This is a genomic window from Ruegeria sp. F5 (assembly GCF_056533845.1).
Genome location: NZ_JBQFOU010000007.1, coordinates 172,725 through 197,114 on the forward strand (window position 1 = coordinate 172,725; position 24,390 = coordinate 197,114).

Annotated in this window: 21 protein-coding genes; 20 read left to right on the forward strand and 1 reads right to left on the reverse strand. The window is 59.8% G+C overall.

What is annotated here, in order from left to right; translation table 11 throughout:
- Positions 1–25 precede the first annotated feature (25 nt).
- The 3 genes from ACR0K1_RS12875 (at position 26) to acdA (ending at position 3,612) form a co-directional block, all read left to right on the forward strand.
- The gene (locus tag ACR0K1_RS12875) at positions 26–1,168 is read left to right on the forward strand and encodes a zinc ABC transporter substrate-binding protein (RefSeq protein ID WP_480616477.1); all 1,143 of its coding nucleotides are present in this window, start codon (positions 26–28) and stop codon (positions 1,166–1,168) included.
- Positions 1,169–1,366: 198 nt separating this feature from the next.
- Positions 1,367–2,227, forward strand: a complete 861-nt coding sequence (locus ACR0K1_RS12880) for a LysR family transcriptional regulator (protein WP_480616478.1) — start codon at positions 1,367–1,369, stop codon at positions 2,225–2,227.
- Between the two features lie 89 nt (positions 2,228–2,316).
- Positions 2,317–3,612 carry a 3-sulfinopropanoyl-CoA desulfinase gene (gene acdA, locus ACR0K1_RS12885; RefSeq protein WP_480616479.1) on the forward strand — a complete coding sequence of 432 codons (1,296 nt, stop codon included), beginning with the start codon at positions 2,317–2,319 and terminating at the stop codon, positions 3,610–3,612.
- Here the strand turns inward: acdA and ACR0K1_RS12890 are convergent.
- On the reverse strand, positions 3,579–4,505 hold the full coding sequence (locus ACR0K1_RS12890; RefSeq protein WP_480616480.1) for a LysR family transcriptional regulator: 927 nt from the start codon (positions 4,503–4,505) through the stop codon (positions 3,579–3,581). The two genes, acdA and ACR0K1_RS12890, sit on opposite strands and share 34 nt — an antisense overlap.
- Before the next feature lie 105 nt (positions 4,506–4,610).
- On the opposite strand from ACR0K1_RS12890, the gene ACR0K1_RS12895 reads away from it, so the two are divergent.
- The 17 genes from ACR0K1_RS12895 (at position 4,611) to ACR0K1_RS12975 (ending at position 24,283) form a co-directional block, all read left to right on the forward strand.
- Entirely contained in the window at positions 4,611–5,672 is a 1,062-nt protein-coding gene (locus ACR0K1_RS12895; RefSeq protein WP_480850935.1) for a maleylacetate reductase, read from the forward strand.
- 25 nt (positions 5,673–5,697) lie between these two features.
- Positions 5,698–6,972 carry an ABC transporter substrate-binding protein gene (locus tag ACR0K1_RS12900; RefSeq protein WP_480850937.1) on the forward strand — a complete coding sequence of 425 codons (1,275 nt, stop codon included), beginning with the start codon at positions 5,698–5,700 and terminating at the stop codon, positions 6,970–6,972.
- A gap of 49 nt (positions 6,973–7,021) precedes the next feature.
- Positions 7,022–7,741, forward strand: a complete 720-nt coding sequence (locus ACR0K1_RS12905) for an ABC transporter ATP-binding protein (RefSeq protein ID WP_480850939.1) — start codon at positions 7,022–7,024, stop codon at positions 7,739–7,741.
- The gene (locus ACR0K1_RS12910) at positions 7,741–8,451 is read left to right on the forward strand and encodes an ABC transporter ATP-binding protein (protein ID WP_480850941.1); all 711 of its coding nucleotides are present in this window, start codon (positions 7,741–7,743) and stop codon (positions 8,449–8,451) included. The genes ACR0K1_RS12905 and ACR0K1_RS12910 overlap by 1 nt, the downstream gene beginning before the upstream one ends.
- Positions 8,448–9,311, forward strand: coding sequence for a branched-chain amino acid ABC transporter permease (locus ACR0K1_RS12915; protein WP_480616485.1), 864 nt, complete (start codon positions 8,448–8,450; stop codon positions 9,309–9,311). Before ACR0K1_RS12910 ends, ACR0K1_RS12915 begins: the two co-directional genes overlap by 4 nt.
- Positions 9,311–10,378, forward strand: a complete 1,068-nt coding sequence (locus tag ACR0K1_RS12920) for a branched-chain amino acid ABC transporter permease (protein WP_480616486.1) — start codon at positions 9,311–9,313, stop codon at positions 10,376–10,378. The genes ACR0K1_RS12915 and ACR0K1_RS12920 overlap by 1 nt, the downstream gene beginning before the upstream one ends.
- A 3-nt stretch (positions 10,379–10,381) precedes the next feature.
- Complete coding sequence (locus tag ACR0K1_RS12925) at positions 10,382–10,963, forward strand: VOC family protein (protein WP_480850943.1); 582 nt, start codon at positions 10,382–10,384, stop codon at positions 10,961–10,963.
- Between the two features lie 29 nt (positions 10,964–10,992).
- Entirely contained in the window at positions 10,993–12,750 is a 1,758-nt protein-coding gene (locus tag ACR0K1_RS12930) for an FAD-dependent oxidoreductase (RefSeq protein ID WP_480616488.1), read from the forward strand.
- Between the two features lie 39 nt (positions 12,751–12,789).
- Entirely contained in the window at positions 12,790–13,674 is an 885-nt protein-coding gene (locus ACR0K1_RS12935) for an intradiol ring-cleavage dioxygenase (protein WP_480616489.1), read from the forward strand.
- Position 13,675: 1 nt separating this feature from the next.
- The gene (locus tag ACR0K1_RS12940) at positions 13,676–14,512 is read left to right on the forward strand and encodes a 3-oxoadipate:acetyl-CoA acetyltransferase (protein WP_480616490.1); all 837 of its coding nucleotides are present in this window, start codon (positions 13,676–13,678) and stop codon (positions 14,510–14,512) included.
- A gap of 494 nt (positions 14,513–15,006) precedes the next feature.
- Positions 15,007–16,245, forward strand: coding sequence for a hydroxymethylglutaryl-CoA reductase (locus ACR0K1_RS12945; protein ID WP_480850946.1), 1,239 nt, complete (start codon positions 15,007–15,009; stop codon positions 16,243–16,245).
- Entirely contained in the window at positions 16,242–17,153 is a 912-nt protein-coding gene (locus tag ACR0K1_RS12950; RefSeq protein ID WP_480616492.1) for a UbiA family prenyltransferase, read from the forward strand. The genes ACR0K1_RS12945 and ACR0K1_RS12950 overlap by 4 nt, the downstream gene beginning before the upstream one ends.
- Positions 17,150–19,606, forward strand: coding sequence for a PEP/pyruvate-binding domain-containing protein (locus ACR0K1_RS12955; RefSeq protein WP_480850949.1), 2,457 nt, complete (start codon positions 17,150–17,152; stop codon positions 19,604–19,606). Before ACR0K1_RS12950 ends, ACR0K1_RS12955 begins: the two co-directional genes overlap by 4 nt.
- Positions 19,599–20,699, forward strand: a complete 1,101-nt coding sequence (locus ACR0K1_RS12960; protein WP_480616494.1) for a BtaA family protein — start codon at positions 19,599–19,601, stop codon at positions 20,697–20,699. Before ACR0K1_RS12955 ends, ACR0K1_RS12960 begins: the two co-directional genes overlap by 8 nt.
- Complete coding sequence (locus tag ACR0K1_RS12965; protein WP_480616495.1) at positions 20,696–22,027, forward strand: hypothetical protein; 1,332 nt, start codon at positions 20,696–20,698, stop codon at positions 22,025–22,027. The genes ACR0K1_RS12960 and ACR0K1_RS12965 overlap by 4 nt, the downstream gene beginning before the upstream one ends.
- Positions 22,024–22,869: a hypothetical protein gene (locus ACR0K1_RS12970; RefSeq protein WP_480850951.1), complete on the forward strand. Its 846-nt coding sequence runs from the start codon at positions 22,024–22,026 to the stop codon at positions 22,867–22,869. The genes ACR0K1_RS12965 and ACR0K1_RS12970 overlap by 4 nt, the downstream gene beginning before the upstream one ends.
- On the forward strand, positions 22,862–24,283 hold the full coding sequence (locus ACR0K1_RS12975; protein ID WP_480616497.1) for an AMP-binding protein: 1,422 nt from the start codon (positions 22,862–22,864) through the stop codon (positions 24,281–24,283). The genes ACR0K1_RS12970 and ACR0K1_RS12975 overlap by 8 nt, the downstream gene beginning before the upstream one ends.
- Positions 24,284–24,390 lie beyond the last annotated feature (107 nt).

The following is a 24,390-nucleotide window of genomic DNA, read 5'->3' on the forward strand; positions in this document are numbered from 1 at the left end:
GTTATACAATCACACAGAGGGTCTGATGTCCAGAAAGCTTCTGCCGGTTTCGGTCATGGCGGTTTTGATGGGGGGCACTGCGATGGCGGATGCCCCGAACGTGGCGGTTGATATCGCGCCGGTGCATTCGCTGGTCGCGCGCGTGATGGAGGGTGTCGGCACCCCGAAGCTGATTGTCCAGCCCGGCGCTTCGCCGCATGAATACAACCTGCGCCCGTCCGAGGCTGCGGCGCTGCAGGACGCCGATCTGGTGTTCTGGCTGGGCGAGAATCTGACCCCCTGGATGGAGGGCGCGATTGAAACCCTCGCCGATGGCGCGACTGTCACCACCCTGCTGGATTCCGATGGCACCGTCCTGCTGGAGTTCCGCGAAGGCGCGCTGTTCGAGGCGCATGATCATGGCAATGAGGACGGTCATGAGGACCATGCCGATGAACACGGTCACGATGATCACGATCATGATGAAGATCATGCCAAGCATGACGAGCATGAGCATGAGCATGAGCATGATGACGAGCACGATCACGAAGATCATGCGGAGGAAAAAGGCCACGACGATCACGGGCACGACGACGAACACGCGCATGATGATCATGCCGAAGGCGAAGACCATGATGACCACGCGGACCATGATGACCACGCCGGGCACGATCACGGCGACCATGATCCCCATGCCTGGCTGTCGCCTGCCAATGCCGGCACCTGGCTGAACCTGATCGCGGCACAGCTGTCCTCGGCTGATCCGGACAATGCGGGCGCTTACTTCGCCAATGCCGCAGCAGCGCGCGAGGAAATGGATGCGCTGTCCGCAGAAGTGGCCGAAATGCTCGACCCCGTTCGCGGCGGCAGCTTCATCGTCTTCCACGATGCGTATCAGTATTTCGAGGATGCGTTCGGGTTTCCGGCGTCGGGTGCAATTTCCCTGAGCGACGCCTCTGACCCCAGCCCGGCCCGGATCGCCGAAATTCAGGGGCGCATTCGCGACGAAGGCGTTGATTGCGTTCTGGCGGAACCGCAGTTCAATGCAGGCCTCATCGACACCGTGATGGATGGGACAGATGCCAAGACGGGCGTAATCGATCCCCTGGGCGCCGATCTGGAGCCCGGCGCGGACCTTTATCCGCAGGTCATCCGCAACATGGCCAAAACACTGGCCGAATGCCTTTGATTGCAACCCGGCTGACCCTTGCCCAATCGGCCTTGGGTCAGCCGTCTTATTTGTCCGGATAATACAGGCTTTCCGTCAGCAACGGTGACAGAACTGGAAGCAACGATGCTGTGATGGCAATCCGCGTGCATGCTTGCACCTGTCGGCAGTCACCCAGCCTGCTAGCGTTTCCTGCGCAGCTGTGATCAAATCCTTCCCATGAACATCAATCAGCTCAGGACGCTTCTGGCGGTTATTGATCAGAAATCCTTTGCCGGGGCGGGTGACGTCATTGGGCTGTCGCCCTCTGCCGTCAGCCTTCAGATCAAGGCGATGGAAGATGAACTGGGTGTTCAGCTGTTCGACCGGATCAAGCGCCCCCCGGTGCCGACGGCGCGCGGGCGGGCCTTGGCGGAACATGCGCAAAGAACACTGGCGCTTTTCGACGCCTCACCCCGCATCGCGCGCGGTGAGATAGTGCGATCCAGACTGGCGATCGGCGCTGTCCCGACGGCGATTGCCAGTTTCCTGCCGATGGGCCTGAAACCTCTGCAGGCGGCATATCCGACCCTGCAGGTTGAGGTCAAAAACGGAAGTTCATCAGCATTGGCACAAGGGCTCGCAGATGGGCAGGTGGACGTTGCCATCTGTACAAAACCGGTGAACCCGATCCCGGGGCTGGACTGGCACAGCATCGCGGTCGAGCCCTTCGTCGTCGTTGCGCCCGCACATGCCAAAGGCGACAGATGGCAGGATTTGTTGCGTGATCATCCGTTCATCTGGTTCAACCGCAAGACCTGGGCAGGGCAAGGCATTGAAGAAGAACTGAGTACCCAGGGTATCGAGGTGAAAAGTGCGATGGAAATCGACTCGCTGGATGCCATCTCGAACCTGGTGAGCGAGGGGCTCGGCGTCTCAATCGTTCCGATCTGCAAAGGACGGCAACCCTTTTCGGAACGCCTGCGCACACTGCCTTTCGGTGATCCGCCATTCTCGCGCGAGATCGGGGCGTTCACGAATTCCGAGGGCCGCGCGGATCTTGTAATCGATACCTTTATCGCGGCGCTGCAATCTTCATAAGAAAAACTCATGAAAGAAACAAGAAATCGCAATTAACGTAAACTTTATTGGTGGTGCTAACCTGTCCTTAACAACAAGGCGAGCGCACCATGCTTCATCACGCGATACACCCCAGCAGCCCTTCTTTTGACTTATCCGACCAGCAACGCGCGCTTCAGGCCAAGGCGCGGCAGGTGGCTGAAACCGTCTGCGGCCCGCTGGCCGCCGAAACCGACCGGTCCGAGACTTATCCCTGGCAGGCCGTTGAAGCCCTGACCGACGCGGGCCTGATGGGCATGACCGTCCCCAGATCTCTGGGCGGTCCGGGTCACAGCTATTTTGATGTCGCCCTGGTGGTCGAGGAAATAGCCGCACGGTGCGGCGTGTCCGGCCGGATTGCGGTCGAAGGAAATATGGGCGCAATCGGCGCGATCATTGCCTACGGAACACAAGAGCAAAAGCAAAGCGCGGCGGCGCATGTTCTGGCCGGGGATAAACCGGCGATCTGTATCAGTGAGCCTGACGCGGGAAGCGCCGCAACCCAGATGACTTCGACCGCTATACGTGATGGCGACGATTGGGTGCTGAACGGCAAGAAACACTGGATAACAGGCGGCGGCGTATCCAAGCTGCACCTGATCTTTGCCCGCGTCATTGACGGCGGTGACTTCAAGGGCATCGGCGGTTTCATGGCATATCTGGGCGAGGACGGTCTGGAGATCGGCGCGCGCGAACCCACGCTGGGCCTGCGCGGCAACCCCGAGACCGAGGTCATTCTGGACAATCTGCGCCTGCCGTCAGATCGTCTGATCGCCCCGCCCCAAGGGCTTAGACGTGGCTTTGCCGGGCTGATGGACGCCTACAATGCGCAGCGCGTGGGCGCGGCGACGGTGGCGCTTGGCATTGCGCGCGGCGCCTACGAGGCTGCGGTGGATTTCGTGAAGACGCGCGAGCAATTCGGAAGACCGATCGCCGAGTTTCAGGGTCTGCAATGGATGATTGCGGATATGTCGATGCAGATAGACGCCGCGCGTTTGATGATATGGCGCGCGGCGGCCAGCGCCGGGACCACGGGCACCGGCTTTCCCGATCCGATGCTGGCGGCGCAGGCCAAAGTCTTTGCGTCCGAGATGGCCGTGAAGGTCACCAATGACGCGCTGCAACTTCATGGCGCGCGGGGCTATTCCCGCAACGCACCTGTCGAACGCATGCTGCGCGACGCACGGATGTTCACCATCGGCGGCGGCACCGCGCAGATGTTGCGCAATCTGGTGGCGGGTAATGCTCTGAATATGAAAACGCCGCAAACGCGCGGCGGATACCTTGCGAAAGGCTCAGAGCCCGAAGCGAACGGTGACTGTGGCGAAAAACTTCAGGCCTTGCAAATCAATCGATCCAGCATCTGAAATTTCCGCTCGACAAAACTCAGAAACCGGCTCGACGACGCCGACAATCTGCGATCGCGCCGTGTAATGCAGCCCAGATGCCGGTCCGGGTCGCCGATCTTGATCGGAAGTGAGGTGAGCGTGTTTTGACGCTGCATCATGAAAACAACAGAGAATGGTAGGACGGTCAGCGAATCCGAACCGGTCATCACGTTTACAACCGCGCTCAGCGAACCGCCTGTGAAACTGATTTTAAGCTCGCGCATACCGATGCCGTCCAAAGTATTTCTCAGGTCGCGGAACAGCGGGCTGTTTGCCGGTGGCGCAATCCAGGGGTAATCGGTGATATCCTCAAGCTTCACCTCTTTCTTGCGCGCCAAGGGGTGCCCGACGCGGCAGGCAATCACATTTCGCCCCGGAAGGATCTGGCGGAACTCGTATTCTTCGGACACGTCGGCCGGACGGATGGGAAGAATCGCCACATCCAAAGCTTCGTTCAAAACCTTCGATAACAGTTCCGCCGGGTACCCATAAGACTGATCAATCCGAATATTGGGATGCTCGGCCTGAAACTCTGCAATCACGCTTGAGATAACGCCGTCCATGAAAATCGGCGTTCCCGCGACGCGAACTGCACCTGCGACGCCCTGTCGGTATTCGTCCACCAGACGGCTGGCATTGCGGCCTGCATCCAGAATTTTTTGGCCTTCCTGAGCAAGCGCAAGGCCAAGCTCGGTCGGTTGAAGCGGTCTGCGGGTGGGCTGAAACAGCAGATCTCCCACCCTGCCCTCTAGCAGTGACACGCTTCTGGACACGCTCGGCTGAGATTTCCCAAGCAAAGCAGCGCCTTCGGTCAATCCACCCGCTTCAACAATGGCCGCGAGGATTTCGAGATGTCTTGGATCAAGCTTCATAACCCAAAGTTATATTGAGCGTCGAAATTTCGATCAAGAGCACATTCGTCTGCTGCTAGCGTTTCCCTCAACGCGCACTTCCGCGCATGTCAGGAAACCCGTCCAATGGCTCTCAGCATCACCAGTATAAACGGTCAAAAGGTCCGGTTCGGTGCGGGCCTGCGCAGCGATATCTGCGCCGAGTTGTCGGCTTTAGGATCGGAAAAGGCACTGGTTCTGTCAACGCCCCAGCAAGTGGATATGGCGATGGAACTGGCAACCGCGATTGGCGACCGCGCGTCGGGTGTCTTTACGCGGGCAGCGATGCACACGCCTGTGGACGTGACGGAAGAGGCAGTGGACCACGCGCGCTCGGTTCGGGCGGACAGCGTTGTGGCAATCGGGGGCGGCTCGACGGTCGGGTTGGGCAAGGCAATTGCCCTGCACACCGGACTGCCACAGATCGCCATCCCGACCACCTATGCGGGCAGCGAGGCCACCCCGATTCTGGGCCAGACCGAAAACGGGATCAAAACGACGCTGACGGATGCAAAGGTCTTGCCGTGGGTCATTTTGTATGATCCCGAACTCGTCGCGTCATTGCCGCCTTCGATGACCGTGAACAGCGCGTTGAACGCGATGGCCCATGCGGTTGAAGCACTTTATGCCAAAGACCGAACCAATCAGACGACCGAACTGGCCCTTGAAGGTCTGACAGCCTTTGCCGAGGGCCTGCCCAAAGTTGTCGCAAATCCGGGCGATCTGAAAGCGCGGCAAGAAACGCAACATGGCGCCTGGGCCTGCGGCACGGTGCTGGGTCTGGTCGGAATGGCGCTGCACCACAAGCTTTGTCATACGCTGGGCGGGTCCTTCAATCTGCCGCACGCCGAAACCCACGCGATCATTCTGCCCCATGCCACGGCCTACAACGCGCCAGGAGTGCCCGAGTTGCTGGCACCGGTATCGCAGATACTGGGCGGCTCCGGCCCCGGGCAGGCCCTTTGGAACTTCGCACAGAAAATGGGCGCGCCGATGGCTCTGAAAGATCTGGGTCTTTCCGAGGTCGATCTGGACCGCGCCACCGAAATCGCACTCAGGAACCCGTATTGGAACCCGCAACCGGTCACGGCTGATGGATTGCGGGCGCTGCTGCAAAACGCGTGGGCGGGCGACGCCCCGAACGCCTGAGTTCCGCGTGTCAAGGGAGGGACACATGATCACACGACGCAAATTGCTGAAATCCAGCGCCGCGACCGGTTTAGGTCTGGCAGCGGGCGCATTGGCGACACCCGCACTCGCCCAAGGTGCCAAAATCAAACTGGGCTATGTCAGCCCGCAATCCGGCCCGCTGGCCGCGTTTTCCGAGGCTGACAAATACATCCTCGAAAACTTTGCCGCCTCCGAGGCGGGCGCGAATTTCGAGGTCATCGTCAAGGACAGCCAGTCGAACCCGAACCGCGCTGCGGATGTGGCAGGCGAGTTGATTGTTGATGACGGGGTCGACCTGATGCTGGTCGCCTCGACCCCGGAAACGACGAACCCGGTCGCCGCAACCTGCGAGGCCGAAGAAATGCCCTGCATTTCGACCGTCGCCCCCTGGCAGCCGTGGTTTATCGGGCAACAGGGCAATCCCGGCGATCCCGCAAGCTGGGAGCCGTTCTATTACGCCTATCACTTCTTCTGGGGGCTCGAAGACGTGATTTCGGTCTTCACCGCGATGTGGGGTCAGTTGGACACCAACAAGCAGGTTGGCGGGCTTTTTCCGAATGACGGTGACGGCAACGCCTGGGGCGATCCCAATGTGGGCTTTCCGCCGGTCCTGTCCGAACTGGGTTACACCCTGACCGATCCCGGACGGTATCAGAACCTGACCGACGACTTCTCGGCCCAGATCAACGCATTCCGGCAGGCCAATGTCGAAATCGTCACCGGCGTTCCGATCCCGCCCGATTTCACCACGTTCTGGAGCCAGACCAAGCAGCAGGGCTTTACGCCAAAGGCCGCAAGCATCGGCAAGGCCATTCTGTTCCCGCAAGCGGTCGAGGCCCTGGGCAGCGCTGGCAACAACCTGAGTTCCGAGGTCTGGTGGTCACCGACACATCCGTTTTCATCCTCGCTGACGGGCGCGAGTTCCACTGAACTGGCGCAAGGCTACATGGCCGCCACCAGCCGCCAGTGGACCCAACCCATCGGCTTTGTCCACGCATTGTTCGAAATGGCCGCCAATGTCATGGGCCGCGTCGATGATGCGGGCGACGGGGATGCCGTGGCCGAGGCCATTGCCGCCACGCAGTTGGATTCGATCGTTGGCCGCATCGCCTTTGACGGCGTGGGCCTGCCACCCTTCGCCGCGCAAAACGTTGCAAAAACGCCATTGGTCGGCGGTCAGTGGAGGCTTCTGGACAATGGCAGCTATGACCTCGTGATCGTCGACAACTCTTCAGCGCCCGAGATCCCGACAGCGGGCGTGATGGAAGAAATCTCGTGATCGCAACGAAACCAGCGCCCCGGAGTACTTCCGGGGCAGGAACACCGGCATGACCATTCTTTCGCTCAAAAACGTCTCGAAAAGCTTCGGCGCGCTGACCGTTACGGACGATGTCAGCTTTGACGTCGAACAGGGACAAGCGCTGGGGATCATCGGCCCCAATGGTGCAGGGAAGTCGACGTTGTTCAACCTGATAACGGGCAACCTGACCTCTGACACCGGGTCGGTTCATTTCGACGGCCAGGACGTGACCCGCGTGCCGCCGATGCAGCGATGCTTGTCGGGGATCGGGCGCTCGTTCCAGATCCCTCAGCCCTTCGATCATCTGACGGTGTTCGAAAACCTGCTGGTGGCCGCGACGCATGGGCAGAACAAATCCGAACATGAGGTCGAACAGGCTTGCGCCCGTATCCTTGCGCAAACGGAATTGATGGATGTGGCCAATGACCCGGCCGGTGGGTTGCGGTTGCTGCAACGCAAACGGCTGGAACTGGCGCGCGCCATGGCGACCAACCCAAAGCTGCTGCTTCTGGATGAAATCGCAGGCGGTCTGACCGACGCGGAATGCGCCGCCCTGATCAACACGATCAAGGGGCTGCATGCCAGCGGTGTCACGATCATCTGGATCGAGCACGTCCTGCATGCGCTCACCTCGGTCGTCGAGCGGCTGCTGGTTCTGGATTTCGGCAAGGTGATCGGCCTGGGCGACCCGGACGAGATCATGAACAGCCGGGAAGTCAAAGAAATCTATCTCGGGATCGAAGTCTGATGAGCCTGCTGGAGACCCATTCACTGACCGCTCATTACGAAGATTTCCAAGCCCTGTTTGGTGTGGATATCCGTCTGGAACAGGGCGAGACGGTTGCCATCATCGGTGCGAACGGGGCGGGAAAATCCACCCTGATGCGGTCTATCTCGGGGGTCCTGACCAACGGTTCGGATCAGGTTCGTTTCGACGGTCAGCCCATCGGAGACCTGCCCGCCGACGAGATCATGTCACGCGGTGTCGCCATGGTGCCGGAAGGGCGCAAGCTGTTCCCCTCGCTCAGTGTCGAGGAAAACCTGCTGATCGGCACCTATGGGCGCAAGGTGTCAGGCCATTGGTCTTTGCAAGCAATCTACGACCTGTTCCCAATCCTGAAAGAACGCCGAAACCATCCGGGCACCGCCCTGTCCGGCGGGCAGCAGCAGATGGTGGCCATCGGCCGCGCCCTGATGAGCAACCCGCGCGTGCTGCTGTGTGACGAAATCTGTCTTGGACTGGCCCCGGTGGTCATCAAGGACATCTACGACGCAGTGCCTCGCATTCAAAAGGCCGGGGCCAGCCTGATCGTGGTGGAACAGGATACCGGTCAGGCGCTCAAGGTGGCCGACCGCGTCTATTGCATGATGGAAGGCCGCGTCACGTTGGAGGGCACCGCAGACACGCTCAGCCGCGAAGCCATTCACGATGCCTATTTCGGAGGAGCCGCCGCATGATCTGGATCGACACCATCATTCAGGGCATTCTTCTGGGCGGGCTTTATGCGCTGTTCGCCGCAGGGCTGAGCCTTGTGTTCGGGATCATGCGGCTGGTCAATCTGGCGCATGGCGACCTGATCGTCTTTGCCACCTACCTGATACTGCTGCTGGTCTCGCTGCTTGGGCTGTCCCCGTTTCTGGCCGCGATCATCGCCGCACCCATCATGTTCGGTGTGGGCTGGGCGTTGCAAAAGCACGTTCTGAACCGGGTGCTTGGGCCTGATATCCTGCCGCCCTTGCTGGTGACGTTCGGCCTGTCGGTTGTGTTGCAGAACGCCCTGCTCGAAGGGTTCTCGGCCGACAGCCAACGTCTGCCTGCGGGTGATGTCGCGACGGCGTCGGTACAGATGGGTGGGCTGAACCTCGGAGTTCTGCCACTGCTCACCTTTGCCTCGGCAATCCTTGTGATCGTCGGTCTGAACCAGTTGTTTTATCGCACGGAATTGGGGCGGGCGTTCCGCGCAACCTCTGATGATGCGGTGACTGCCGGGTTGATGGGCATCCGCCCCGAACGCATCTTTGCCACGGCGACCGCAATCGCCATGCTGGTTGTGACGCTGGCGGCGCTCTACCTGGGCATGCGCGCAAACTTCGATCCCAATATCGGACCCGCGCGTCTGATCTACGCATTCGAGGCCGTGATTATTGGTGGCCTCGGCAGCCTTTGGGGCACGCTGATCGGCGGCATCATCATCGGTGTCGCGCAGACCTTGGGCGCTGCAATCAACCCCGAATGGCAAATCCTGACCGGTCATCTGGCCTTTCTCATCGTGCTTCTGATCAAACCCAGAGGCCTGTTTCCAAGGGCGGTGGACTGATGGCTGATACCTCAATGTACCGTGTTCAGACACAGACCCGCGCCTCCTACAGCGCCGGAGCCATCTGCGTCGCTCTGATCATCCTGTTCGTCCTGCTGCCGACCTTTGCCAGCCGGGGATTGATCCAGGACCTGTTCTTCATCTTCACGATGCTGGTTCTGGCGCAGTTCTGGAACCTGCTGGCAGGTTATGGCGGGCTTGTTTCCGTCGGGCAGCAAGCCTTTGTGGGTATGGGCGCTTATGCCATGTTCGGCGGCGTCATCCTGTGGGGCATGGACCCGGTTCCCGCGATCCTGCTGGGCGGCGTCGCGGCCTTGGTCGTTGCCATACCGACCGCTTTCTTCGCCTTTCGCCTGCAAGGGGCCTATTTCGCCATCGGCACTTGGGTCATCGCCGAGGTCATGCGCCTGCTGGTGGCGCAGTGGAAAGTTCTGGGCGGCGGCACCGGAACCTCTTTGCCCCGCACGGCAACGCGCGAGATGTGGGCGACCGAATGGATCCAGACCACGTTTGACGTTCGCGGCGCAGCAGCGCGGGATATCCTGACCTACTGGCTGGCTCTGGCGCTGGTGATCGCGACCATCGCAGGCATCTATTGGTTGCTCAGAACCAAACGCGGGCTGGCACTGGCTGCGGTGCGCGACAATGTCGAGGCAGCCAAGTCCGTCGGCGTCGATGCGGTGCGGATGAAATGGCTGGTCTACCTTGTCTCAGCCGCCGGAACCGGGCTGACCGGTGCGCTGATCTACGTTCAGAAGCTGCGGATATCACCCGATGCCGCATTCTCGGTCACCGACTGGACGGCCTATGTGATCTTCATCGTCGTGATCGGAGGCATCGGCACCATCGAAGGCCCGATCCTGGGCGTGCTGATCTTCTTCATCCTGCAAAGCCTGCTGGCCGATTACGGCTCCTGGTACCTCATGGTGCTCGGGCTGATCGGGATCGCCGTCATGCTTTTTGCCCCACGCGGCCTGTGGGGGCTGATCTCGGAAAAAACCGGGCTGCAAATATTCCCTGTGCGCCGTCGTCTGGTGATTGGCGCGCAATCGAACAAGGAGGATTGATCCATGAAAGCACTCACGTTGACAGCGGCGGTTGCTGCGCTGGGAACGGGCGCATTTGCCGAAAGCACCCTACCAGGAATGACAGGCACAGACCACGTGGGTTTTACAGTTCCGAGTGTCGATGAGGCCGTTACCTTCTTTCAGGACGTCATCGGCTGCAATGTGTTCTATCCGCTAGGTCCGTTCTCGGGCGGCGACAGCACCTGGATGGCGGATCATCTGAACGTGGACGCCAAGGCCGAGATCCCGACGATGCGGCTGGTGCGCTGCGGCAATGGCGCCAACTTCGAAATCTTCGAATACACCGCGCCGGATCAGGACACGATACTGCCGCGCAACTCGGATATCGGCGGGCATCACATCGCCTTTTACACCACAGATATGGACGGCGCCGTCGGCTATCTGCGCGATCACGGCATTCAGGTTCTTGGCAATCCGACCACCATGACCGACGGGCCAAGCGCCGGGGAAACCTGGGTCTATTTCCTAGCCCCTTGGGGGATGCAGCTTGAACTGGTCAGCTATCCGGACGGCAAAGCCTATGAGACCGACTATGACGGCCGCCTGTGGGACCCACGGCCCTGAGAAACGCAAAAGAACAAGGGAGCGAGACTATGGCCACCATCACAACGGATGTTCTGATCATCGGGACCGGACCGGCGGGCTCGGCAACGGCAGCTTTGCTGTCCAGCTATGGCGTCGAGAACATGGTCATCAACCGCTATCGCTGGCTGGCCAATACGCCACGGGCGCATATCACCAACCAGCGCACGATGGAGGTGCTGCGCGACCTCGGTCACGAGGTCGAGGCCGAAGCTTACATGCACGCCGCGCACCAGGATCTGATGGGCGAGAACGTGTTCTGCGAAAGCCTGTCTGGTGAGGAAATCGGACGCATGAAAAGCTGGGGCAATCACCCCTTGTCCAAGGCCGAACATCTGCTGTCCAGCCCGACCATGATGAATGATTTGCCGCAGACCTTCATGGAGCCCATTCTGTTCGGCACCGCCTGCCGCCGTGGCACCCAGGCGCGGATGAGCACGGAGTATTTGCGCCATGAACAGGACGCGGACGGCGTGACAACGACCTGCCTTGATCGCCTGTCAGGCGAAGAAATCACGATCCGGTCTAAATATCTGGTCGGCGCGGATGGGGGAAATTCTCTGGTCGCCGAACATGCCGGTTTGCCCTTCGAGGGTCAGATGGGCGTGGGCGGGTCGATGAACATCCTGTTCCGCGCGGATCTCAGCAAATACGTCGCGCATCGACCGTCTGTCCTCTATTGGGTGATGCAGCCCGGTGCGGATGTCGGCGGCATCGGCATGGGCCTTGTCCGCATGGTCCGCCCGTGGAACGAATGGCTGATCGTCTGGGGCTATGACATCAACCAGCCCGCCCCCGAAGTTGACGAGGCGATGGCCACGCAGGTCGCGCGCCAGCTGGTTGGCGACCCCGGGCTTGAGATCGAATTGATCAGCGCCAATACCTGGACCGTCAACAACATGTACGCCACCCACATGCAGAAAGACCGCGTGTTCATCATGGGCGACGCCGCGCACCGCCATCCGCCGTCCAATGGGCTTGGGTCGAACACGTCGATCCAGGACAGCTTCAACCTCGCCTGGAAGCTGGCAGCCGTGCTGAAAGGCCACGCCGGAGAGAGTTTGCTGGACAGCTACAGCGAAGAACGCGCGCCGGTCGCCAAGCAGATCGTCACCCGCGCCAACCAGTCCATCGGCGAATTTGGACCCATCTTTGAATCGCTTGGCATGGCCGAAGGCGTCGACCCGCAGGTCATGCAAAGCAATCTGGAAGCCCGCACGGGTTCAACGCCCGAAGCAGCAGCTCAACGCAAGGCAATCCGCGAGGCGATTGCTTTCAAGAAATATGAGTTCGACGCGCATGGTGTGGAAATGAACCAGCGCTATGACTCCGGCGCGATTGAAACGGATGGCCAGCCCAATCCCGGTTTCGATCAGGATGCCGAACTGCACTATCAGCCGACAACATGGCCGGGCGCGCGTATTCCACATGTGTGGGTGTTCGACCACGACACCGGCAACAAGTTTTCAACGCTGGATCTTTGCGGTCGTGGCGCGTTCACGATCCTCACGGGGATCGGCGGCGAAGCGTGGGTTGATGCGGCCGAAACCGTATCGCGGGAACTCAGAATGCCCATTCGCTGCCACGTCATCGGCCCGCGCCAGACATATGTCGATCACACAGGCGACTGGGCACGGGCGTCCGAGATTTCGGATACCGGCTGTTTGCTGGTCCGCCCCGACCAGCACGTCGCCTGGCGCTTAGCCGGTTTGGCGGCGGATGCCGAAGCCGAACTGCGGCGGGCTCTGACCACAATCCTTTCGCGATAAGCGGAAACGGATCAGGCTTAATAAGGTTTGGAGGTCACAATGGACTCGCATGAAAAGGGATACTTCACCGAGGAAAACTCGGCCGAGGTTGTCACGGCACGCAACAAGAACGCAGAAAGCGAACGGCTGAAAGAGGTGATGGAGGTCATCACCCGCAAGCTCCACGAAGCAGTGAAAGAAATCGAGCCAACGCAAAAGGAATGGTTTGAAGCGATCATGTTTCTGACCAGGGTGGGGCATATGTGCGATGACTGGCGGCAGGAATATATTCTGCTGTCCGACGTTCTGGGCGTGTCGATGTTGGTGGATGCAGTGAACTCTCGCCGCCCGACCGGAGCCTCCGAGAACACCGTGCTGGGGCCGTTCCATGTCGGCGATGCGCCTGAATACGCAATGGGCCACAACATTTGCCTCGATCAAAAAGGCGAAGACCTGGTTGTTCGTGGACGCGTAACAGACGTTGACGGCAATCCGCTCGAAGGCGTCAAGATCGACGTCTGGCAGGCAAACGACGAAGGGTTTTACGACGTTCAGCAAAAGGGCATCCAACCCGACTTTAACCTGCGCGGCGTTTTTCGAACCGGGCCGGATGGGAAATACTGGTTCCGGGCTGTCAGGCCCAAACATTATTCAATTCCTGCCGATGGCCCGGTCGGCGATCTGCTGAACCGATTGGGGCGTCATCCGTTTCGTCCGGCCCATTTGCACTACATTGTGTCAAAGGAAGGGTATGACGAACTGACAACCCACATTTTCGACCCCGAGGACAAGTACCTTCATTCGGATTCCGTGTTTGGTGTCAAAGAAAGCCTGATCGCCGAGTTCAACCGCATCGATGACCCTGCACGGTCCGAAGAAGTCGGTTTTGATGGCCCCTATTGGGATGTCGAATTCGATTTCGTTCTGGCACCCAATGAGGCCTGAAATGGCGGAACCATGCATCATTTGCGTCGCGATCACCGGGTCCTTGCCCACAAAGGCCAATAACCCAGCGGTGCCCATAACGGTCGGGGAACAAATCGAAAGCACGCACGCAGCGTTCGAAGCAGGCGCTGCGATCTGCCACGCCCATGTGCGCAACGATGATGGGACGCCATCCAGCGATCCGGAGAAGTTTGCAAGGTTGAAAGAGGGGCTCGAGAAACATTGCCCCGGTATGATCATCCAGTTTTCGACCGGCGGTCGCTCCGGGGCGGGCAAGACCCGCGGCGGCATGCTGCCATTGCGGCCGGACATGGCCTCGCTCTCGGTGGGGTCGAACAACTTTCCAACGCGCGTCTACGAAAACCCGCCTGATCTGGTCGAGTGGCTGGCGGCTGAAATGGTGACCTATGGCGTCAAGCCAGAGGTAGAAGCCTTTGATCTGAGTCACATCCTGAAGGCGGCCGAGATGCACAGGAGCGGGCAGATCAAAGATACGCCCTATGTGCAGCTTGTAATGGGTGTCAAAAACGCGATGCCGGCAGATCGCGAGGTTTTCGATTTCTATGTCAGGACGGTCAACAGATTGTTCCCCAGCGCGCCGTGGTGCGCTGCCGGGATCGGACCGAAGCAGATCGTCCTGAACGAATGGGCCATTTCTGCCGGAGGGCACGCCCGAACGGGTCTGGAAGATAACGTCCGCCTGGACAAAAGCACCTTGGCCCCCTCAAACGCGGCTCTTGTCGCGCGTACGGTCGATGTCTGTGCAAGGTATGGCCGCCCCGTTGCGACACCCGCGCAAGCCAGAGAGATGCTCGGTTTGGCCCCGGCCCAGAGCTAGAACGCCGTAGAAACGGAACGCACCGGATTCCGGGCGAAAGATGCTTTGGGTGGCGCTGCGCTGCAGGACGCGCTTAGGGAAGCGGAAATTGTTCACGTTGCAGATGCCTGAACAAAAGCACTCCGTAACTGCCAGACTTTGGGATAGGTTATTATCAAGCGGTGGACCAAAGAGGACTGCAATTGACCCTTTTTATCAACGGGGTAGGAGCAAGTCAGACCTTCTCAGCTTGCACGTGGCAACACTGACTTTCAGTGTCCTCGTGTCTGACGTTTGCGTCCAGATCGATTTCTTCTTTCCTGAATGTTTGGGTCTTGATCAACCTGCGACAAAAGCGAGACCCTTTGGGATCAAACACCTGATCGACGCACATTTGGCTGGATTTCGGTCCAACGCCTGATACCTTGCCCCCGCATCGGTTTATTAGGTGCAACACCTCTGCACCCAAAATCTATTGGAGCGCGCTATTGGTAATTCCGTTTCACGTTCGGGAAATGCTTCAACGCATAAAAGCACGGTTTGACGCCGATCAGATACCCCGGCAGATGGCGCCAAGCGACGCAGAGTTTTCAACGCTACGCCCGTCCCGCAAGCCGACCAAAGAGATGGTCATACGCTTCTGGGACAAGTTGAAACCAACAGCCAGTGACGAGGATCAAGCACGGATCGCAGACCTGGCAACCATTGAAGACGCCGAAATCTATGGCACCAATATCGAGAACTTCATTGGGACCGTTAAGCTGCCTGTCGGGGTCATAGGCCCCTTGCGCCTGAACGGGATGAACGCAAACGGCGATTTTCATGTTCCCCTCGCCACGACCGAGGCTGCACTGGTCGCCTCCTACGCCCGGGGCGCGTACGCCGCCACCCGGTCGGGCGGAATAAGCACAGCTGTGTTGTACGAAGGTGTTTTGCGGACGCCGGCGTTTGTGTTCGAAAGCCTGCTGAAGGCCGGGCAGTTCGTGGACTGGGTTGTCACGCATGTCGACATGCTCCAATCTGCCGCCGAAGCAACGACCCGTCATGGCAAGCTCGTGTCGCTGGAGCCGTTCATTGACACCAACGTCGTTTTCCTGATTTGCCGCTATACGACAGGGGATGCGGCGGGTCAGAACATGGTGACAATCGCCACCGACGCCTTGTGCCAAGCAATCGCCGATAACTGCCCTGTGACGATCGAGAACTGGTATGTCGAAGGCAATTTCTCGGGCGACAAAAAGGCCTCGGCACTGGGGCTGGTGACGGGGCGCGGGCGCAAGGTCAGCGCCTCGGTCACGCTTCCGGCCGAGATTGTCGAAAAGACGCTGGGCACAACGGTCGGGGCGATGCTGGACTATGGGCGCATCGCCAATCTGGGGGCGCATCTGTCCGGCCAGTTCGGAGCGCAGGCGCATTACGCCAACGGGCTTGCGGCGTTCTACATCGCAACGGGACAGGACGCGGCCTGCGTTGCCGAAAGCGCGATGGGGGTCACGCGAATGGAACCGAGGGGGGACGACCTTTTCTGCTCGGTGACGCTTCCGAATATCCTGGTCGGCTCGGTCGGTGGCGGCACGGGGTTGCCAAGTCAGGCTGCGGCGCTGAACATCCTTGGCCTCAGGGGCAGCGGGTGTGGCACGGCTTTGGCCGAGGTTGCCACGGCCACATGCCTGTGCGGAGAAATCTCCATCGTTGCAGCAATTGCAGCGGGCCATTTCACCCGTGCCCATGAAAGTCTGGCCCGCCAAAGATGAGTTTTCTGAACCGACTCTGGATTTACCAATCCGAGCGATTTCCGCTGAAAAAGACCGTACCCCTGCTGCTTGTCTTTTCCGCCGCCAGCATCTGCGTTTCCGCGCGTTTGGCGGATCGCCCCTTGCCGGATTGGCCCGCATTTGCCGCAGGGTTTGTGCTGGCGATGGCGCTGTTCTTCCAGATGCGGGTCTGTGACGAGTTCAAGGATGCCGAGGATGACAGACGTTACCGCCCCGAAAGACCGATCCCGCGCGGATTGGTCTCAGCGGGCGAAATTCTGAGCCTGGGACTGCTGACCGTCCCTTTGGCAATTGCTGCCGCCTGGCTCTGGCACCCGTCGGTCTTGTGGCTGCTGGGCGTGGTCTGGATCTGGCTGGCGGCGATGACGGTGGAATTCGGCGTCCCGGCCTGGCTGAAGGCGCGACCGGTTCTGTATTTACTGAGTCATATGGCCATCATGCCCCTGATTGATCTGTTGTTGACCGGTCTCGAATGGCTGCCGGCGGGTGGGGCTGCGCCCTCTTTGTGGCTGTTCCTGGCGTTGTCCTTTGTGAATGGCTGCGTGCTTGAGATCGGGCGCAAACTTTGGGCCCCGGAAAATGAAATCGACGGGGTCGATACCTATTCGGCTCTCTGGGGTCCGCGTCAGGCAGGGCGTGTCTGGATCGGCGGTGTTCTGCTGTCCTACGCGCTGCTTGTCGGCACCGGCAGCGCCACCGGAGTTGGCTGGCAAAGCGCCCTGATCGGAGCATTGGCCTTGGGCCCCTGCGGGCTTGCCGCGTATCGTTATATTCAATCGCCGACGGCAAAAGCCCAAGACAGGATGGACACGGTGGCCGGGTTATGGGTGTTTTTCTGCTATGCCACGGCTGGATTCCTGCCGTTCCTGACAGGAGCCCTTGCATGACTTTCATCATCGCCCAAACGGATGCCGAAGATGTTTCAGTTGTCGGAGGCAAAGCAGCGGCCCTGTCATATCTTGCCCGACATGGGTTCGCCCCACCTGCTTTTTTTGTCATCACCAATGACGCGTTTCGCATGGGGCAATCCGGACCCATCGCCCAAAAAGGTCTGAGATCGGCTGTGACCGATGCGCTTGAAACGCTTGGGCCCGGGCCTTATGCGGTGCGCAGCTCTGGCCGGGCCGAAGATGGCGTAGACCATAGCCATGCGGGACAGTTCGATTCCGCCCTGAACGTTCCGGGCAATACTGTTATCGCGGCAGCCAAGCAGGTCTGGCAATCCGGGTTCTCGGACACAGTCGAAACCTACCGGGCAATCAAATCCGCGGGCGGGGCCGAGGCCCCGGCGATCATCGTGCAGCGCATGATCGATGCGAAATCAGCAGGTGTTGCTTTCTCCGCCGATCCGGTCAGCGGTCGGCGAAACGTGGTTGTGATCTCGGCCATCAACGGGCTGGCAGACCAACTTGTTTCAGGCGAGGTTGATGGAGAGGATTGGGTCATCGGCTCGGATGGCACACCGGAAAGCGCTCCGGATATACCAGCGCATTTGGATTTGAGCGAAGCCCAATCCATCGCGGCCTTGGCACACAAGGCCGAAGCGCTGTTCGGGACCCCTCAGGACATCGAATGGGCCATTGATGCGCAGGGGCTTCATATTCTGCAAGCCCGACCAATCACAACGGCCCTGCGCCCGGTTGCCTTGGACGACAAGACGCTCACCATTTTCGACAACTCCAACATCGTCGAAAGCTATCCGGGTGTCGTCAGCCCCCTGACCTATTCCTTTGCTCTGCATGTGTATTCTCAGGTTTACCGTGCGTTCGTCAGGCTGTTGGGTGTGTCTGAACGTACCGTCGTCCAGAACCCGACCGTATTCGACAATTTGCTCGGGCGGGTGGATGGTCGTGTGTATTACAATCTGATCAATTGGTACCGCGCTTTGGCCATGTTGCCGGGCTTCTCGTTGAACCGTGATTACATGGAAACGATGATGGGCGTTTCCGAACCGATGCCACGTGACGTCACGGACGCCCTTGCGCCGCCCCCTTCGGTCGGCTGGCGCAGGGCCGTGGAATACGCGAAACTGGTCAAGGTTGCGGGTGGCCTGATCTGGCAGGCCATCCGTCTGCCGCGGACCCGGCGCGCCTTTTACCACCGGCTGAACGGCGTCCTGCGGGCGGGGCTGGATGTCGACGCTTCCAACGCGACCGAACTGGCCGCCGAATATCGCCGCATCGAAAGCACTCTGCTGGATCAATGGGACGCCCCGTTGATCAACGATTTCCTGTGCATGATCGCGTTTGGCGGTTCGCGCAACCTGCTGCAAAAGTGGCTGGGTGAGGACGGCCTGATCTTGCACAATGACCTCATGATCGGTCAGGGCGACATCGTTTCGGCCGAACCTGCCCGACGCATTGCCCGGATGGGTGAATTGGTCCGACAGGCGGGTCTTGCCGAGGCGTTGAAGGCCAAGCCGCATGTGTCGGTTCTGTCTGACCATCCGCAGATCGAAGCCGAGATAGGCGCATATCTTGAGAAATTCGGCGATCGCTGCACCGAAGAGCTTAAACTGGAAAGCATCCCGTTGCGCGACGATCCGACCAGCCTGTTGCTGGCCGTTGCCGCCAGCGCCGAACGTCCCCCGTCCGGGCGTCAGGAAAGCGCCGAACCGGACTGGAAGGCGCTGTTTCCGGCAAACCCTTTGAAACGGCTTGTGGCTAAGTGGATTTTGGGCTGGACCAAAGCGCGTGTACGCGACCGCGAAAACCTGCGTTTTGAACGCACGCGTATCTTCGGTTATGCGCGGCGTGTGTTTTTGGGCATCGGTCGGGAATTTACCGCACTCGGTTTGATCGAAGCCCAAAGGGATGTGTTTTTCCTGACCACGCACGAAATTCTCGGAGCCGTCGAGGGCTTTAGCCTGTCGCCTGATCTGAAAAGCATCGTTGCGCAGCGGAAACAAGAAGATGAACCCTCGTCCCGACGCCCCGACCCGCCGGAGCGGATTGAAATCCGGGGCCCCGCCATCGCGCCGATCTGGTCCGAGGCCGCTGAGCTTGCGGCGGATACAACCCGGGTGAAGCACGGCACGGGCTGTTCTGCAGGACAGGTCACTGCACGGGCACGTGTGATCCGAGACCCGCGCAGCGAAGCCCTGAACCCCGGAAACATCCTGGTCGCGCGCCACACCGACCCGGGCTGGATCGCCGTATTCTCAAACGCATCCGCCATCGTTGTCGAGCGGGGATCGCTGTTGTCCCACTCGGCCATTGTCGCGCGGGAACTGGGTATTCCCTGCGTCGTCGGCCTGAAGGGGGCCACAAACTGGATCGAAGATGGCGAAATGCTGTTTGTCGATGGCGCTGGCGGCACGGTAGAACGGTGCGATGCGTAGCAGCGAGATTGAGACTAAAGCGGATTTCGACCATATCCGATACGCGCAGTTGTGGGAGGACGCGGATGTCCTCACCTCGGCCATGGGCGATTGTGCGGGAAAGACATTGGTGTCCATCTGCTCGGCGGGGGATAACGCGCTGGCCATGCTGACACTCGATCCCGCGCGCATCGTGGTGCTGGACTTGTCGCCCGCCCAGATCGCCTGCCTCAAACTCAGGATCGCGGCCTACAAAGTGCTGTCGCAGCCCGAGTTCATCGAACTCACCGGCTCGCGCCCTAGTACCCGACGGGGTGCATTGCTGATCCGGGTGATGGATGCGACAGATGCCGAAACGCGCGTCTTCTGGCAAACACTGACCCCGGAAGTCGAAAGATACGGCATCGGCGGCGTCGGCAAGTTCGAGCGCTATTTTCGCATCTTTCGAACATGGCTGTTGCCGCTGGTGCATTCGCGCAGAACCATTGACGCGGTGTTCACCCCGCGCAACCCCCAAGCACGCCAGACCTTTTTCGACACGCGGTTCAACACAACCCGTTGGCGGCTTTTGCTGAACATCTTCTTCTCTCGCTTCGTCATGGGGCGCATGGGGCGGGACAGTGCGTTCTTCGACCATGTCGAGGGCAGCCCGGCCCAGCATGTCGCCCGCCGCATTCATCACGCGGGGGTTTCGACCGATCCATCGCAAAACCCCTATCTGCACTGGATTCTCAAGGGCGACCACGGCGATGCGCTGCCGATGGCGTGGCGTCCCGAGCATTACGACACGATCCGATCCCGGCTGGATCGTCTGGATATCCGCCCTGGGTCGCTCGAGGCTTTTGTGTCGACCGGTGAGAAAGCCAGTGGATTCAACCTGTCCGACATCTTCGAGTACATGTCCCCCGAAACCTTCCCGCAGGTCTACGGCTCGATCCTGACCGCCGCAGAACCCTGCGCCCGGCTGGTCTATTGGAACATGATGGCGCCCCGGCGGGTCCCGCCGGAATACAAGGACAAGGTAGAAACCCTGACCGGCATCGAAACACAGCTGAAAACCCGCGACAAGGCGTTTTTCTACTCGGATTTCGTTGTCGAAGAGGTTCAGCCATGACCGTTCTTGGACAAATCTTGCTGGCGGCGGGGTCGGTTTTGGCTTTGATCGGCGTCATGATGGTCATCCGCAATCTGGCCAAAACGGCGGGTCTGAGTGCCGAGGTGCAGCGCAAGCTGATGCATGTCAGCACGGGCCTCTTTGCACTGCTGCTGCCCTGGCTTTTTCCCGACCGCTGGCCGGTTTACATGCTGATCACCGCCACAATGCTGGTGATGCTTGTGCTGCGCCTGCCGCGTTTTTCATCCGGTCTGGGCGCGACTTTGCACGGCGTGGACCGTACGTCCTACGGTGATTTTCTGCTTGCCCTGTCGGTCGGGCTTTGTTTCCTGCTGGCCGGGGACAATACGCTTTTCTACATCCTGCCAATCGCCGTTCTGACACTGGCGGATGCGGCGGCAGCGCTGGCCGGAACCGCCTATGGCACACGGCGTTTCACGGTCGAAGACGGTGAAAAGAGCGTTGAAGGCTCGGTTGTTTTCTTCGTGATGACCCTGTTGATCGCGATCATCTGTTTTCTGTTCATGTCAGACCTGCCGCCCGCAAACACCCTTGTGCTTTGCGTCATGGTCGCGGCCTTCGGAACCCTGGTCGAGGCGCAAAGCTGGCGCGGCTTTGACAACCTGTTCCTGCCCCTAGGCCTGCTTATTTTTTTGAGCGTACATTCCGACAGCACGCTGATTGAACTGGCGATTATCGCGGTTGTCTTTTTGACCGCGATTGCCAGTTTCAGCACCCTCGGTGCAAAGCTGGGTCTGACCAAACATGCCACCCGCGTCTATGTCATCACCGCGTTTCTGCTGTTGTCGGTCACCGCGCTTCAGAATGCCGTCCTGCCCATTCTGGTGCTGGCGACACATCTTTGGGCACGCGTCGAGAACCCTTGTGACGCCAAGTATCCCGATCTGGATATCGTTGCCTCTCTGGGACTGTTCAGCTTTGGCTGGCTGGCGATTGGTAATGCCACCGGATCGAACGCCGTGTCCTTTTATGGCCTGTCTGCAATGGGGCTTGCGATGGGGTTCAGTGTTCTTGCATTGCGGGGAAAACTGCCTGCAATCCTGGCGGTGGCGGCAGCACTTTTCGTGATCAGGCACTTTGTCGTTGCCCTCAACCCTGCCCCATCGAACTGGGCCGAGCCGCTGACGGTTCTGGCCCTGCTTTCACTGCTGTGCACAGCCGCGGTGCCGCTGGCCCGGCCACGCTGGTTCGGAAAAGACCGGGTTCTCAGGCTGACTCTGTTGGCCCTCGCCCTGCCCTTGCTTTACTATGTTTGGATGGTTGCCGGATCGCTTGGTGCGGGGTTCTTTGCCGGAGTCGTTTCATGACCAGAGAGACCATCAAAACAGCGGATGCAAAGCTGACCGTATATCTGAATGGCCCAAACTGGGATGGTGTTCCCGCCGCAACTTTCGGTGATTTTTCCTGCAAAACGCCCGAAGCCGGTGCCGAAATCCTGCTTCAAGGGATTGAGAGGGTCAGGAACGCAGGCCTCGACCGCATTATTGGACCGATGTCGGGCGATACCTGGCACAGCTATCGATTTGTCTCGAACAGCGACGGGTCCGCGCCGTTCCTGATGGAGCCCACCAACAAACCTCATGAGCTTAAGGTGTTCCGGTCGGCAGGCTTTGCCGAGATCAGCCGGTATTTCTCGGCCCGGGTGCCGCTGCAGGCCGCCGCCGGATCACCACCCCCGGAAACCGATGGCTTTGTGGTGGAAGAATGGGATGGAACAGACCCCGAGGCCCTGTTCCGTCAGGTATTCGCGCTTTCAACCCAAGCATTCTCAAACAACGCGTTCTACAAGCCGATTTCCGAGGCGGATTTTCTGGCCATGTACATGCCGGTTGTGCCGATGATGAAGCGCGATCTGATCCTGTTTGCGCGCCGCCGTGACGGGACTTTGGCCGGGTTTCTGTTTGGCATTCCCAACTATGCCGAAGGCCCCAACCCGACATCCGCAATCCTCAAGACCTATGCAAGTCTGGAACCAGGTGCCGGGCGGCATCTGGCTCACAGGTTTCACAAGGCTGCGTTCGGTTTGGGATACGATACCGCCATTCATGCGCTGATCCATGATGACAACACCTCGGCCCAGCGCAGTGCGGCGGAAGGCGCGACGATATTCCGGCGCTACACCCTGCTTGGGCGGAAGCTGGATGGCTGACCTGCTGTCCCATTTCGCTGCCACGGTTGAGCGGGTTCCGGACCGGATCGCCATTGTGGATGGCAAGGGCCGCCAGATCAGATTTCAAACCCTGCACACGCGCGTTCAGCATCTGGCAGGCCGGTGGCAGGACAAGGGCATCCGGTCAGGTGATCGCGTGCTGTTGGCCATGCCCGTCAACGCAGACCTGTATGCCAGTCTGGCGGCCCTGTGGTCCCTTGGCGCTACGGTCGTTCTGCCCGAACCGGCCATGGGGCTGGACGGTCTGCGCCATGCCGCCCGCACCACCAAGCCAAAGGCATTCTGTGCGGCAGGCGCGTATTCCTTGCTGAAGGTTCTGGTTCCGGACCTTTGGCCCCTAACCCTGCTGACGCCCGGACAAAGCCGCAGCAACCCGCCATCACCCAGCGTTCGGCCGGATGACATCGCGCTCATTTCCTTCACGTCCGGGACGACGGGCCAGCCCAAGGCCATCCCACGCTCCCACGCGTTCCTGACGGCTCAGCACGACGCCATCGCGCCCCTCTTGGACAGTGACAGGGCCGAGCGCGATCTGGTTGCCTTTCCGGTGTTCACGCTGATCAATCTGGCAGCCGGGCGCACAAGCGTTTTACCCAACTGGAGGCTCAGCAAGCTGGACCGCCTGTCGCCCGCGCAGTTGGAACGCTGGCTTCGGACGCAACAGATCAGCCGGGCCCTGATCCCGCCATCGCTATGTGACAAGCTGGTACAGTCCCACGACACCGGGTCGTTGCACACGGTGTTCACCGGCGGCGGCCCGGTGTTTCCGGACTTGGTGGAGGCATTGAAAACCCGGCACAGACTTTCCGTCGTGTGCGTCTATGGATCGACCGAAGCAGAACCGATTGCCCATCTCGATGCCAGGGACATTTCAGAAGAGGATCGCCACCAAATGGCTGGTGGCAAAGGCCTTCTGGTGGGGTACCCGGTGCCCGAGGTCACGCTCCGCATTTGCGACAATGAGGTTCAGGTCGCCGGTGCGCATGTGAATGACCGGTATTTGGACCCGGCCCACTCAGAGAAAAACAAAATCAAGGAGGGGGGTGTCATTTGGCACCGGACCGGTGACGCCGGTACGCTGGATGATGACGGACGATTGTGGTTGTGGGGGCGGGTCGGGTCTGAAATTGAAGTTGTTTCAGGTACGCTGTTCCCCTTTGCGATCGAAGTCGCTGCGCAGTATTGGCCGGGCGTGGATCGGTGCGCGCTTGTCAAAACCAAGGCTGGCCCGGCGCTTTGCGTTCAGGGCCACCCGGATCACTTCGGGGATTGGAGTAAATCTGCGCTTGGATTTGGCGTTTCTAATGTGATTTCGATAGATAGGATTCCTATGGACAAGCGCCATGCCTCTAAAGTCGATCGGGCGAAACTTGAATGTATCATAAAGACTTAACGCAGTCCGGCTCAAAGGTTTCTGAGCCTTCCCGTCTGTAGGACTCCGTTGCTATGCGCAGTTGTCAGAGGACTGAGGATAGCAACGAAGTCCTCAGCTAGAAGTAT

Coding starts and splice junctions, on each gene's coding strand:
- ACR0K1_RS12920 (WP_480616486.1), top strand. CDS start 9,311: ATGGCTGATACCTCAATGTACCGTGTTCAGACACAGACCCGCGCCTCC.
- ACR0K1_RS12970 (WP_480850951.1), top strand. CDS start 22,024: ATGACCAGAGAGACCATCAAAACAGCGGATGCAAAGCTGACCGTATAT.
- ACR0K1_RS12900 (WP_480850937.1), top strand. CDS start 5,698: ATGATCACACGACGCAAATTGCTGAAATCCAGCGCCGCGACCGGTTTA.
- ACR0K1_RS12955 (WP_480850949.1), top strand. CDS start 17,150: ATGACTTTCATCATCGCCCAAACGGATGCCGAAGATGTTTCAGTTGTC.
- ACR0K1_RS12915 (WP_480616485.1), top strand. CDS start 8,448: ATGATCTGGATCGACACCATCATTCAGGGCATTCTTCTGGGCGGGCTT.
- ACR0K1_RS12975 (WP_480616497.1), top strand. CDS start 22,862: ATGGCTGACCTGCTGTCCCATTTCGCTGCCACGGTTGAGCGGGTTCCG.
- ACR0K1_RS12935 (WP_480616489.1), top strand. CDS start 12,790: ATGGACTCGCATGAAAAGGGATACTTCACCGAGGAAAACTCGGCCGAG.
- acdA (WP_480616479.1), top strand. CDS start 2,317: ATGCTTCATCACGCGATACACCCCAGCAGCCCTTCTTTTGACTTATCC.
- ACR0K1_RS12925 (WP_480850943.1), top strand. CDS start 10,382: ATGAAAGCACTCACGTTGACAGCGGCGGTTGCTGCGCTGGGAACGGGC.
- ACR0K1_RS12965 (WP_480616495.1), top strand. CDS start 20,696: ATGACCGTTCTTGGACAAATCTTGCTGGCGGCGGGGTCGGTTTTGGCT.
- ACR0K1_RS12905 (WP_480850939.1), top strand. CDS start 7,022: ATGACCATTCTTTCGCTCAAAAACGTCTCGAAAAGCTTCGGCGCGCTG.
- ACR0K1_RS12890 (WP_480616480.1), bottom strand. CDS start 4,505: ATGAAGCTTGATCCAAGACATCTCGAAATCCTCGCGGCCATTGTTGAA.
- ACR0K1_RS12950 (WP_480616492.1), top strand. CDS start 16,242: ATGAGTTTTCTGAACCGACTCTGGATTTACCAATCCGAGCGATTTCCG.
- ACR0K1_RS12880 (WP_480616478.1), top strand. CDS start 1,367: ATGAACATCAATCAGCTCAGGACGCTTCTGGCGGTTATTGATCAGAAA.
- ACR0K1_RS12895 (WP_480850935.1), top strand. CDS start 4,611: ATGGCTCTCAGCATCACCAGTATAAACGGTCAAAAGGTCCGGTTCGGT.
- ACR0K1_RS12910 (WP_480850941.1), top strand. CDS start 7,741: ATGAGCCTGCTGGAGACCCATTCACTGACCGCTCATTACGAAGATTTC.
- ACR0K1_RS12940 (WP_480616490.1), top strand. CDS start 13,676: ATGGCGGAACCATGCATCATTTGCGTCGCGATCACCGGGTCCTTGCCC.
- ACR0K1_RS12930 (WP_480616488.1), top strand. CDS start 10,993: ATGGCCACCATCACAACGGATGTTCTGATCATCGGGACCGGACCGGCG.
- ACR0K1_RS12945 (WP_480850946.1), top strand. CDS start 15,007: ATGCTTCAACGCATAAAAGCACGGTTTGACGCCGATCAGATACCCCGG.
- ACR0K1_RS12875 (WP_480616477.1), top strand. CDS start 26: ATGTCCAGAAAGCTTCTGCCGGTTTCGGTCATGGCGGTTTTGATGGGG.
- ACR0K1_RS12960 (WP_480616494.1), top strand. CDS start 19,599: ATGCGTAGCAGCGAGATTGAGACTAAAGCGGATTTCGACCATATCCGA.